Source organism: Acetobacterium wieringae (genome assembly GCF_026646375.1).
GTDB lineage: Bacteria > Bacillota > Clostridia > Eubacteriales > Eubacteriaceae > Acetobacterium > Acetobacterium wieringae_A.
The window spans coordinates 225192-237403 of record NZ_JAIPPU010000002.1 but is presented as its reverse complement, the minus strand read 5'-3'; the positions used below and the strand labels follow the sequence as shown (position 1 = coordinate 237403).

Below are 12212 nucleotides of genomic sequence, written 5' to 3'. Positions count from 1 at the left end.
GGAGGTCACAAAAACAATGAAAGATGTAACATTTAAAATAAACGGTCAGGAAATGACTGTTCCCGAAGGAACAACCATTTTAGAAGCAGCCAGAATGAGCAATATCGATATCCCAACACTTTGTTACCTGAAAGATGTTAACGAAATTGGGGCTTGTCGTATGTGTCTGGTTGAAATCGCTGGAGCACGAGCACTGCAAGCAGCGTGTGTTTACCCAGTTGCCAATGGCATCGAAGTACTTACCAATTCCCCAGCCGTTCGAAAAGCACGACGCGTAAACCTTGAATTAATCCTGTCAAACCACAACCGTGAATGTACTACCTGTATTCGTAGCGAAAACTGTGAACTGCAGACACTGGCCACCGACCTGGGTGTTTCTGAAATTCCTTTCGAAGGCGAAAAATCAGGTAAACTGATTGACGATTTATCAACAGCTGTTGTCCGTGACGAAAGCAAATGTATTCTTTGTAAGCGATGTGTATCAGTTTGTACAAACGTCCAGAGCGTTGCCGTACTTGGCACCGTTGGTCGAGGCTTTACCTCACAGGTACAACCAGTATTTGACAAATCATTAGCTGAAGTTGGCTGCATCAACTGTGGACAATGTATCATCAACTGTCCAGTTGGCGCTTTAAAAGAAAAATCAAATATTCAACAAGTTTGGGATGCCATTGCTGATCCTACCAAAACTGTTATCGTTCAAACCGCTCCAGCTGTTCGTGCTGGTTTAGGTGAAGACTTTGGCTACCCAATGGGAACATCAGTAACCGGTAAAATGGCAGCTGCATTACGAAGACTGGGCTTTGACAAAGTATTCGATACCGATTTCGGTGCTGACGTATGTATCATGGAAGAAGGAACAGAACTGATTGGACGTGTGACCAACGGTGGTGTTCTACCAATGATCACATCTTGTTCACCAGGTTGGATTAAATTTATCGAAACCTATTATCCAGAAGCGATTCCACATCTGTCAAGCTGTAAATCACCACAAAATATCACCGGTGCTTTACTCAAAAACCACTATGCGCAAGCTAATGGAATTGATCCTAAAGATATGGTTGTTGTTTCAATCATGCCTTGTACTGCTAAAAAATACGAAGTACAACGAGAAGAATTATGTACTGACGGTAATGCCGATGTTGATATCTCCATCACCACTCGGGAACTTGCACGTATGATCAAAGAAGCCCGTATTCTGTTTGACAAATTACCAGATGAAGACTTTGATGATTACTATGGTGAATCCACAGGAGCTGCTGTTATCTTCGGCGCTACCGGTGGTGTTATGGAAGCGGCTGTCAGAACAGTTGCCGACGTACTGAACAAAAAAGACATTCAGGAAATTGAATATCATGTGGTTCGTGGTACCGATGGTATCAAACAAGCCAGTGTTGATGTAACCCCAGACCTGAAAGTCAACCTGTTAGTAGCTCATGGTGGATCAAACATCCGTGAGGTCATGGAAATGCTTAAAGCTGGTAAATTGGCTGATACCCACTTCATCGAGCTGATGGCTTGCCCAGGCGGCTGTGTCAACGGTGGTGGACAACCCATCGTATCTGCTAAAGATAAAATGGACGTCGACATTCGTGTTGAACGAGCAAAAGCTCTGTATGACGAAGATGCCAATGTATTAACCTACCGAAAATCTCACCAGAATCCTTCTGTCATCCGACTGTACGAAGAATACCTGGAAGAGCCAAACAGCCACAAAGCGCACCATATTTTACATACAAAATACTCAGCTAAACCAAAATTGGTTTAATTGCAGTTCGATAAACGAAAAACTCCTTAAACGAAAAAAAGGCCCAATAATGGGTCTTTTTTTGTGTTATAATAAACCGATAGAGTATCGAACAAAAGTAAGCACAGGGGGACGGTTTTTCTTGTGTCAACAATTCGATTAAGAACAATCGGACACAAAAGAACCGTCCCCCTGTGCGGAAAAACAAAACAGGAGCAAAGCATGGAAAGCATTAAGGGTACGGTGGAGCACATCGTCTTTAGAAACGCAAGCAACGGTTATACCGTCGCCCACTTTGATATCGATGGCGATCTGGTCACCGTTGTCGGGAATTTTGACGAACTGAATCATGGCGAGTACTTAAAACTTACCGGTTACTGGACTGAACATAAAAATTACGGTGATCAGTTTACCATGGAAACCTATGCCATGGAAATTCCCACCTCCACCGAAGGCATTATCCGCTATCTATCCTCGGGTATTCTGCCTGGCATAGGCGAAAAAACCGCCAAAGCGATTGTCGCCCGATTTGGAGAAGAAACCCTGGATATCCTGGATAATGACCCCCAGCGATTGTCCGAAATTAAAGGCATTGGCAAGAAAACCCTGGCCGCCATCAAAGAAGTCTACCACGAACAACGGGAAGTCCGTCAGATTATGATTCAGATTCAGGACTACGGCATCTCGGCCAACTGGGCGATGAAACTCTATAAAACTTACAAATTCGACACCATCTCGGTGCTACTAAATAACCCCTACCAGATGATTGATGATATCCGGGGGATTGGCTTTAAAATTGCCGACCAGATTGCCAACCATCTCGGTTTTGAAGCCAACAGTCCCGGTCGGGTTCTGGCGGGAATCAACTATTCACTGGGGGAATGCTATAACCGGGGCAATACCTATATGACTGAAACCGAACTGATCCAAACCAGTTCTCGAATACTTGGCGTCGATGAAGACGAGATTAACGCTCAATTAGGTGAACTGGTGCTGATGGGTCGCATCATTCAGGAGGAGATCGCCGATCAGCGGGTCTACTATCCCCGGAATCTATTTGAAGCTGAGGACAACGCGGCTCTGGCCATGGCCAGAATCAGCCAGATGACCTATAAAATAGCGGATGTCAACATTACGGCCAAAATCAGAAACTATGAGCAGGATATGTCAATCACGCTGGATGATAAGCAGCGGGAAGCCATTGCCGCCGCCATGGATAATGGGGTTATTGTCATTACTGGCGGACCCGGTACCGGTAAAACAACCATTATCAACGGGATAGTGCGAATTTTTAAAGATCTGGGTCTTAAAACCGTGCTGGCCGCCCCCACCGGCCGGGCGGCCAAGCGGATTACCGAAACCACCGGTAACGAAGCCAAAACCATCCACCGGCTGCTGGAATATGAATACAGTCAGGATGATGACTTTCCCAGTTTCAGCAAGGATGAAAGTAACCCCCTTGATGTCGATGCCATTATCGTTGATGAATCCTCGATGATTGATATTCTCCTGATGGACAGTTTGCTGATGGCCATCCAGCCGGGCACCCGGCTGATCATGGTTGGCGATGCCGATCAGCTGCCTTCGGTGGGACCGGGAAATGTTTTAAAAGACATCATTGAAAGCGGGGCGGTCAAGGTATTAAGCCTTGACCGGATCTACCGCCAGTCGGAAGAAAGTATGATCTCGGTCAATGCCTACGAGATTAATCATGGCCGGATTCCGGATATCAATAACGATTCGGATTTTTTATTTCTTAATAAAAATGACAGTGATAAACTGCTCCGGGATATTCTCGAGTTGGTCACCAATCGATTGCCGATGGCCAAAGGTTTTGACAGCACCAGTGACATCCAGGTGATCTCACCGATGAAAAACGGTAAGGTCGGTGTTATCAATCTTAACCGGGAGCTCCAGGCGGTGCTCAATCCGCCCCGGGAGAACCGGGTGCAGCGGGAATTCGGAATGGTGATTTACCGGGAAGGGGATAAGGTCATGCAGATCAAAAACAACTACCGGATCAAGTGGGAAGACACCCTGTCGCTGGAACAGGGCGAAGGGATTTATAATGGTGATATTGGAATTCTGGAAAGCATCAGTAACCGGGAAAAATCCTTTGCCATTCTGTTTAATGACGGCAAGCGGGTCACCTATGACTTTGACCAGATGGACGAAATCACCCACGCCTACGCTATGACCGTCCATAAAAGTCAGGGCAGTGAGTTTCCGGTGGTGGTCATGCCGATCGTCGGCGGGCCGCCCCTCTTTTTAAATCGTAAACTGCTCTATACGGCCGTCACCCGAGCCAAAAAGCTGTTGATTTTGATGGGCAACCAGTACGTTTTCCGGCAAATGATCAAATCCGGCGAATCCCAGGATCGCCAGACCGCCCTCCGGGATCGCATCGTCACCTATATCAAACACCCGATGGTGTAAATAAGACAGGGCGTGACTTGAGGACGATACGGATGTCAGCCCGATAGGGATGAAAGACGTCGCGTCCCCATGTCATCCCGGGCCGGGTAGTCTGATATAATCAGAATCAAAGGTAAAATGTCCCCATGAATGCGAAAAGAGGTAACCATGAACCTGAAACAAACCCTCCTGACCTTTCTTGAGAACAACCTTTTTCTCAAAAATGGCACCTGCCCCATCTGCGGCCGGGTACTTTTTATTACCGACCGGTTTTTGTGCCATCAATGTGAGGATGATCTTCCGGTCATCAGCAATCCGACCTGCAGTCAGTGTGGTCGACCAATTTTTCGTCACCAGCGAAAGGAGTGCAGCCCCTGTGCCAAACTCAATCTGCCTTTTGCCGGTGGTTATGCCCATCTAAGTTATGAGGACTCCGCTAAAAGATTGGTGCAGGCCATTAAATTTAAAGACCGGCCCCATTTGGGTATCTGGATGGGCACCCACATGGGGGCTGCTATTGCCCAATCCCAATGGGTTAACCGTGTGGATCTGATTATTCCGGTGCCCCTGCATCCCAACCGCTTGACTGAGCGGGGCTATAACCAGAGTGAAAAGATTGCCCGGGGTATTTATGACGGTTTAGCTAAAAAAAATTCAAATGCTCCGGAATTGGCCCCGGAAGTCCTGATCCGCAGCCGGGATACGCCGCACCAGCTGGGTCAGGGTCGTGAAGAACGTCTTTCCAATCTGACCGGAGCATTCACGGTTGAAGCAATCGAAGTCATCCAGAATAAAAACATTCTGCTGGTGGATGATGTCCTCACGACCGGGGCGACCCTGGCAGAAACCAGCGCCACCCTTCTGGATGCTGGTGCCGCCCAGGTTTATATCGCAACCCTTTGCGCCGTTGCCGAGTAGCCCAGATAAAAGATTCTTAAAAAGACCCGCAAAGGGCCTTTTTTTGTGGCGAAGCCACGTAAATAATGGTATGATGAACTCATTAAAACCACGGTAGGGTAAGACGTGGTGACTGGTAGGATGAGAAAAGGGGACGTTACGGAGGTCAGCCCAATAGGGATGACGTTCGAAATATCCCCATGTCATGACCAAGCCACGCAGTAGCGATGACAAACAAAATATCCCACTGTCACATCTGAGCATGGCTGTAGTTCTGAAAGACGTTGCAGCACCATGTTATACTTGAGCATCTCTGAAAAAGATAGGAATAATTATATGAAGAATACCATCAAAAAACTGCAAGCCGTCATGGCGATCGAAAATATAAAAGAAAATGAACCGATGAAAGACCATACCTCCTTTAAGGTTGGGGGTCCGGCAGACCTTTTTTTAATGCCCCAGACCCGAAAAGAACTGCAACAGGTACTGGAAATCTGCAAAGAAGCCGAAAAACCCCTCTATATTATGGGTAACGGCAGCAACCTGATCGTCCGGGATAAAGGCTATCGTGGCATCATCGTTAATACCAAGGCCCTCAATCGGGTGGAAGTTCAGGGAACAACCCTGATTGCCGAACCGGGGATCAGCCTTAAAGATCTGGCCAATATTGCGCTGAAAGAAAACCTCACCGGTCTGGAATTTGCTTCCGGCATTCCCGGCAGTCTGGGCGGTGCGGTCACCATGAATGCCGGTGCCTATGACGGCGAAATGAAGGGGGTTATTCAGAGCATTACGGTGATTACCGAAGATGGCAGTCTGAAAACCATCCCTGCCGAGGAGTGCCAGTTTGGCTACCGATCCAGTATCCTGCAACAGCACGGCTGGATTCTGATTCGTGTCGAGCTGGGTCTAAAACACGGCGACTGCCAGGCCATCGAAGCAAAAATGCTTAACTTAAACACCCAAAGACAGACCAAGCAACCGCTGGAATACCCCAGCGCCGGCAGCACCTTCCGCCGACCGGAAGGCTATTATGCCGGTAAACTGGTGCAGGATGCCGGTTTTAAAGGCTATGCCATCGGCGGGGCCCAGGTCTCCGAAAAACATAGCGGCTTTGTTATCAATAAAGGCGACGCCACTGCGGCTGATATTTTAAACCTCATCGGGGCGATTCAGGCAGCTGTTAAAGAAAAATTTGGCGTTGATCTAAAAACCGAAGTCATTGTCATCGGAAACGACTAGGCTAGGATGAGAAAAGGAGACGTTACGCCTGTCAGCCCAGCAGGATGAAAGGCGAAATGTCCCCATGTCATGACCGAGCCACGTTGTAGTGATGACAAATAGAATAGCTCACGGCAGTTTTGCAATTAACCTATCTCAATAATATGTAAGGAAATCTCATGAAAATAACCCATGATATGCACACCCATACAACCTATAGCCATGGCAAAAATACCATCGCAGAAATGGTTGAGCAGGGTCGTAAAATTGGTCTGGAAGCGATCACCATTTCCGATCACGGCCGCAGCCATCCTGTTTTTGGGGTGCGAAAAAAGAATTTTGCCAAAATGCGGGCCGAGATCGATGCTCTTAATCAAAAATACGACGATATTGACATCTACCTTTCGGTGGAATCCAACATCATCGGCGCCAACGGCGACATAGATATTAAAGAGGAAGAAAAAAAATATTGCGACTGGATCTCAGCTGGCTACCACTACGGCTATTTCCCGGCCAGTATCAAAGATATCTTTGTTTTTGCCCTTCCCAACTATGCGGCCCGGGTGCTGCCTTTTTTAAGAAAAGCGGTGGTGGAGATGAACACCCGAACCTATATCAAAATGATGGAACGCTATGACATCAAGCTGATTACCCATCCCGGCGATAAAATGCCTATCAACATCGAAGCGGTTGCCAAAGCCGCCGCCGAACACGGTGTGATCCTGGAAATTAACCCCAGACATAATCATTTAAACGCCGAAGAAATAAAAATCGCCATGAAATACCCAGTCAGCTTTGCCATCAACAGTGACGCCCATAGCATTGCTGCTCTGGGGGATATGCGGGACACCCCAGCGGTTGTCAAAGCCGCCGGCATCCCCATTACCCGCATCGTCAATATCACCGACTAGGTAGGGTGTGACTTGGGGACGTTACGCCTGTCAGCCCAGCGGGATGACAGGCGAAATGTCCCCATGTCATGGCCGGGAGTCACAGTAATTCAAAAAAAGGAGTAACCCATGAAAACCATCATCATCACCGGTATGTCTGGCGCCGGAAAATCCCAGGCCATTCAAATCCTCGAAGATCTGGGTTATTTTTGTGTTGATAACATTCCCCCGCAGCTGATTGTGACCTTCATCAATCTCTGTCAGCAATCGGCCACCGAAATTGAAAAAATAGCCCTGGTCACCGATGTCCGGGGCGATATTTTCCTGGACGGAAAAGATACCCCCCTGGCTGAGTACAAGGCTACCCGGGATGATCTCAAGCTGATCTTTTTAGATGCCCGGGACGAGGTACTGGTATCCCGCTATCAGGAAACTCGGCGTAATCATCCCCTGACCCATTTTGCCAGTAACCTCATCGAAGCGATCCGGGCGGAACGAAAAAGCCTGGAGCATTTTAGAGAAATCGCCGATGAAGTCATCGACACCTCGGACATCAAGGTCAGAGAGCTAAAAGAACAGCTGACAAAGCTGGTTAAATTGGATCGGGATCAGTCCAAACCCAAGGTAAAAATTTATTCCTTCGGTTTTAAATATGCCAGTCCCATGGGGGCCGATTTTGTCTTTGATGTCCGCTTTCTGCCCAATCCCTTTTATAAACAGGAGCTTAGGAATTTGACTGGCGAAGATCAACCGGTGCGAGACTATGTCATGTCGTTTCGGGAAGCGGAGGTTTTTTATCAGAAATTGTGGGATTTGATTGAATTTGTCATTCCCCAGTTTGCCAAGGTTTCCAAAAATACGGTGGAAATTGCCATCGGCTGTACCGGCGGCCAGCACCGCTCGGTCACCTTTGCCTGCCTGTTAAGCCAGGCTCTCAAAGAAAAAGGCTACGAAACCACCCTCAAACACCGGGACATCAAAAGAAACCGCCTCGACCACTAGGGTATGACTTGGGGACTGGTAGGATGAGAAAAGGGGATGTTACGCCTGTCAGCCCATCGGGATGAAAGGCGAAATGTTTCATTGTCTCATCCGAGCAGTGTTGTCGTTCATAAAGACGTTGCGACCCCATGTCATGCTGGCCGAACAGTCAGTTGCACCATCTCGTAGGGGCGATCCGTGATCGCCCGCATACCTGAGCAACGATGTAAAGACAAACAAAAAAGGATGTGATTTCATGGATATGAAAGAATATATAAGGGAGTTTACCTTGAAAGATATTGTCAAAGTAAGAAACCCAAAAGTTGTGGCTGTCGGTGGCGGCACCGGTTTATCGGTGATCCTCCGGGGTTTAAAAAAATATACCGATAATCTCACCGCCATTGTCACTGTTGGCGATGATGGTGGCGGTTCCGGAAAACTCCGGGAAGAACTGGGTATTCTTCCACCTGGCGACATTCGCAGCTGCATTCTGGCTTTGGCCGATGACGAAAACGTCATGCAGGAGCTCTTTAATTATCGGTTTCCCGGTGGTCCGATGGCCGGACAAAGCTTCGGAAATCTGTTTCTGGCAGCGATGAACGGCATCAGTCACGATTTTTACGATGCTGTCCGGCGGACCTCCGATGTGTTGCAGATTAAAGGGGCGGTACTGCCAGTTACCCTCTCCCAGATGGTGCTGATGGCAACCCTGAAAAATGGCCAGGTCATTGAAGGGGAATCAGCCATACCTGGGGCGGCACTGGAACAAAAAAGCCCGATCACCCAGATATTTTTAAAACAGGAAGACACCAGACCCCTGCCCGAAACCATTGAAGCCATCAGAAACGCCGATATGATTGTAATTGGACCTGGCAGTCTGTATACCAGCGTTATTCCCAATCTGCTGATAAGAGATGTAGCCCGGGCGATTTTTGATAGTCGGGCCAAACGTTTCTACATCTGTAACATTATGACCCAACCCGGCGAAACCGACGGTTATACCCAGGAAGACCACATTCGGGCCATTGAAGCCCACCTCGATCAGGCCGAAGGCCGACTGTTCGACTATGTGGTCGCCAACACCGGCAGTCTGCCCAAGAGTATTGAAGAAAAATACCAAAAATGCGCTGCCAATGTGGTCGAAATCATCTCCCCCCTGGAACAGTATGAGTATATTCTAGACGATTATGTCATCATGGAAAACGGTTTTGTCCGTCATGATGCCGACCTCCTGGCCCGTCGCATTTTTGAAACCTATATAAAATAAGGTAAGTACAAAAGAATCGTCCCCCTGTGCGAGAAAGGAGCCGCCATGACATTTTCAGCCATTTTAAAAAAAGATCTTTCCAAGCTTCCCTACGGCTCAAAAGCCTGTCAGCGGGCCGAACTGTCCGGCATGATTGGCGCCGTGGGAACCATCCACATCGAGCAATCCGGGGCCATGACCATCAGTATCAAAACCGAAAACCCCGCCGTGGCGGCCCGCTGCTATCAGTTGATTAAATCCCTGTATCAGATTAAACCAAAAATCAAGATCGAAAAAACCCGTAAATTCAAAGAACACCGGGCCTACCGGGTGGTGGTTGAACAACCATGGACGGCAAAAATAATCTTGGAAGACTGTCAGATTTTAAGTTACAATGCCAATGGCCAGGCGTTTTTTGCCAATCAGGTACCGGAGCCGTTTATCAAGCAGCAAAATCAGACAAAAGCCTACATCCGGGGAGTTTTTTTAGGGTGCGGTTCGATATCCAACCCCGAAAAAACCTATCATCTGGAATTGGTGGGTAAAAAAACGACCATCACGAAAAAAAATGACCGCAGTCCAGTGGTTGCTGGTGAGCAATGTGCCTATCTGCAGAGCATTAAAACGATTCTCGATGGGTACGAGATCAAGTCCAACCTGATCCATCGCAAAGCCCATTGGGTGCTTTACCTGAAAGAAGGGAGCAGTGTGGCCGATTTTCTCAGCGTCATCGGAGCCCATCGTGGCCTGCTGGAAATGGAAAACATCCGGATTGTCAAAGAAATGCGCAATGACGTGAATCGTCAGGTCAATTGTGAAACCGCCAATCTCAATAAAACCATTGCCGCAGCCTACGATCAGGTTGCCGATATTATGCTGATCAAAGAGCAGTTTGGCTTAAAAAATCTGCCCAAAAATCTCTACGACATTGCCGAACTGCGGCTTAACTACCCCGATGCCAGTATCAAAGAGCTGGGTGAACGCCTGGACCCCCCCGTCGGCAAGTCCGGGGTCTATCACCGCCTCAAAAAACTCAACCAGATCGCCGCCGACCTCAAACAGCGCTAGAGCATGACTTGGAAACGTTCGCCTGTGATAGGGCGTGAAAAGGGGACGTTACGCCTGTCAGCCCATCGGGATGAAAGGCGAAATGTCCCATTGTCATGCCCGAGCCACGCATCAGGGATGACGTACGAAATGTCCTCCTTGTCATACCCGGGCCGCGCGCTGTAAATGCGATAAGTTAGACGTCCCCATGCCGAACCATCCTTCACAGGATGGTTTTTTTATGTCATTTTTTCCTAGAAACTGCCATTTAAGGAGTGTACCACTAGTTAAAGAAAGGAGGACAAGCGATGAAATGAAAACAATTCTAGAATCCCTGCCCACGGTGTGTGGGGTGATCGGGTCGGTACTCGGTTTTCTTTTAGGCGGCTTCGACGGGTATTTGTACACCTTGCTGGGCTTTATCCTGATTGACTATTTAACCGGTCTGGCCCTGGCAGCAACCCGTCGGCAGGTATCCAGCCAAATTGGTTTTAATGGAATTCTCAAAAAAATGATGATCGTTGTCATTGTCGCCATGGGTCACCTGTTAGATCAGAACCTGCTAGGCGGTGGTGCGACACTCCGCACAGCGATGATTTTTTTCTATCTGGCCAATGAAGGCATCAGTATCACCGAAAATCTGGCGGCCCTGGGCTTTCCGATTCCCGCCAGTCTCAAAAAAGTTCTGGCCCAGTTGTCTGAAAAAGAATGAGTAGGGTGTGACTGGGGGGCTGGTAGGATGAGAAAAGGATGCGTTACGCCTGTGATAGGGGATGACTTGGGGACGTTACGCCTGTCAGCCCAGCGGGATGAAAGGCGAAATGTCCCCATGTCATGCCCGGGCCACGCTGCAAATGTGACAAGTAAACGTCACCATGTCTCAAAAAATTAAAACGAAGAGGAGAATATCTATGTGTATCAACAACGAACAATTAACCCCCCACTTTAACCGTCAGGAGTTTAAATGCTGCTGTGAAGGCCGTTACTGTGATGGCTTTCCGTCAGAAATGAATAGCGAATTGGTAGGCCGGCTGGAAGCCGTCCGGATGGTGTTGGAAAACCCGATCATCATTACCTCCGGGGTGCGCTGCCCGGTTCGCAATGAAGAAGTCGGGGGGATTCCCCACTCCCGGCACCTGGTTGGCGATGCCGCCGACTGCTATGCCCCGGGGCTCTCAGTTTATGCCCTGGCCGCCGCAGCCACTGCCGCCGGGTTGGGTGTGATCATTTACGAAGATGAAGGTTTTTGCCATCTGGAAATCTAACCAGCGTAAAGATAGGGTGTGACTTGGGGACTGGTAGGATGAGAAAAGGGGACGTTACGCCTGTGATAGTGTATGACTTGGGGACGTTACGCCTGTCAGCCCAGCGGGATGAAAGGCGAAATGTCCCCGTGTCATACCCGAGCCACGCTGCAGCGATGACAAACAAAATGTCCCTTATCCAAATACTTAAAAAAAGATGGCACCTTTTTCCAGTTCATTCCATTTATAAGTATAACCGATGAAAGGAGGTACACAAAATGCCAGTAACTACTGATTTTATCAGCAATAAGCTCCAGGTTCGTTCGAACCATGGGGTGGTCGACGGGAAAGAAGTGATTAAGTCAAAAACTTATTCCAATCTCAAAGAAACCGCCGTTGATGATGATATTTACGCTGTGGCTGAGGCACTTGCCAGCTTGCAGGTTCCCACCATGGAAGAAGTACTCAAAATCGAAACCACCTTACTGATTCCCGGGGTGTAACCCCCATATAATATGAAGAAA

11 protein-coding genes are annotated in these 12212 nt (G+C 48.3%); all 11 read left to right on the top strand.

Annotated elements, in window-relative coordinates:
* Positions 1–16: 16 nt before the first annotated feature.
* Positions 17–1768 (top strand): NADH-dependent [FeFe] hydrogenase, group A6, encoded by a 1752-nt coding sequence (locus Q7P33_RS02765; protein ID WP_228881512.1) that lies wholly within the window; start codon positions 17–19, stop codon positions 1766–1768.
* A gap of 201 nt (positions 1769–1969) precedes the next feature.
* On the top strand, positions 1970–4183 hold the full coding sequence (locus Q7P33_RS02760; RefSeq protein ID WP_303867219.1) for an ATP-dependent RecD-like DNA helicase: 2214 nt from the start codon (positions 1970–1972) through the stop codon (positions 4181–4183).
* 147 nt (positions 4184–4330) lie between these two features.
* Positions 4331–5080: a ComF family protein gene (locus tag Q7P33_RS02755; RefSeq protein WP_303867218.1), complete on the top strand. Its 750-nt coding sequence runs from the start codon at positions 4331–4333 to the stop codon at positions 5078–5080.
* A gap of 315 nt (positions 5081–5395) precedes the next feature.
* Entirely contained in the window at positions 5396–6301 is a 906-nt protein-coding gene (murB, locus tag Q7P33_RS02750; protein ID WP_303867216.1) for a UDP-N-acetylmuramate dehydrogenase, read from the top strand.
* 158 nt (positions 6302–6459) lie between these two features.
* On the top strand, positions 6460–7191 hold the full coding sequence (locus Q7P33_RS02745) for a PHP domain-containing protein (protein ID WP_303867214.1): 732 nt from the start codon (positions 6460–6462) through the stop codon (positions 7189–7191).
* Between the two features lie 108 nt (positions 7192–7299).
* A complete protein-coding gene (gene rapZ, locus Q7P33_RS02740) occupies positions 7300–8172 on the top strand; it encodes an RNase adapter RapZ (protein WP_303867212.1) in 873 nt (290 codons plus the stop codon).
* A 235-nt stretch (positions 8173–8407) separates the two neighbouring features.
* Positions 8408–9418, top strand: a complete 1011-nt coding sequence (yvcK, locus tag Q7P33_RS02735; RefSeq protein WP_303867211.1) for a gluconeogenesis factor YvcK family protein — start codon at positions 8408–8410, stop codon at positions 9416–9418.
* Between the two features lie 45 nt (positions 9419–9463).
* Positions 9464–10465, top strand: a complete 1002-nt coding sequence (gene whiA, locus Q7P33_RS02730; protein WP_303867209.1) for a DNA-binding protein WhiA — start codon at positions 9464–9466, stop codon at positions 10463–10465.
* A 292-nt stretch (positions 10466–10757) separates the two neighbouring features.
* Positions 10758–11156, top strand: a complete 399-nt coding sequence (locus Q7P33_RS02725; protein ID WP_070370051.1) for a holin family protein — start codon at positions 10758–10760, stop codon at positions 11154–11156.
* A 199-nt stretch (positions 11157–11355) separates the two neighbouring features.
* Positions 11356–11709 carry a D-Ala-D-Ala carboxypeptidase family metallohydrolase gene (locus Q7P33_RS02720; protein WP_303867207.1) on the top strand — a complete coding sequence of 118 codons (354 nt, stop codon included), beginning with the start codon at positions 11356–11358 and terminating at the stop codon, positions 11707–11709.
* 257 nt (positions 11710–11966) lie between these two features.
* On the top strand, positions 11967–12191 hold the full coding sequence (locus Q7P33_RS02715) for a DUF1659 domain-containing protein (protein WP_070372874.1): 225 nt from the start codon (positions 11967–11969) through the stop codon (positions 12189–12191).
* Positions 12192–12212: the final 21 nt, after the last annotated feature.

Bases quoted from the DNA above. Each gene is read 5' to 3' on its own strand.
- Q7P33_RS02715 (WP_070372874.1), top strand. From the start codon at position 11,967: ATGCCAGTAACTACTGATTTTATCAGCAATAAGCTCCAGGTTCGTTCG.
- Q7P33_RS02760 (WP_303867219.1), top strand. From the start codon at position 1,970: ATGGAAAGCATTAAGGGTACGGTGGAGCACATCGTCTTTAGAAACGCA.
- Q7P33_RS02755 (WP_303867218.1), top strand. From the start codon at position 4,331: ATGAACCTGAAACAAACCCTCCTGACCTTTCTTGAGAACAACCTTTTT.
- Q7P33_RS02765 (WP_228881512.1), top strand. From the start codon at position 17: ATGAAAGATGTAACATTTAAAATAAACGGTCAGGAAATGACTGTTCCC.
- Q7P33_RS02720 (WP_303867207.1), top strand. From the start codon at position 11,356: ATGTGTATCAACAACGAACAATTAACCCCCCACTTTAACCGTCAGGAG.
- Q7P33_RS02725 (WP_070370051.1), top strand. From the start codon at position 10,758: ATGAAAACAATTCTAGAATCCCTGCCCACGGTGTGTGGGGTGATCGGG.
- whiA (WP_303867209.1), top strand. From the start codon at position 9,464: ATGACATTTTCAGCCATTTTAAAAAAAGATCTTTCCAAGCTTCCCTAC.
- yvcK (WP_303867211.1), top strand. From the start codon at position 8,408: ATGGATATGAAAGAATATATAAGGGAGTTTACCTTGAAAGATATTGTC.
- murB (WP_303867216.1), top strand. From the start codon at position 5,396: ATGAAGAATACCATCAAAAAACTGCAAGCCGTCATGGCGATCGAAAAT.
- rapZ (WP_303867212.1), top strand. From the start codon at position 7,300: ATGAAAACCATCATCATCACCGGTATGTCTGGCGCCGGAAAATCCCAG.
- Q7P33_RS02745 (WP_303867214.1), top strand. From the start codon at position 6,460: ATGAAAATAACCCATGATATGCACACCCATACAACCTATAGCCATGGC.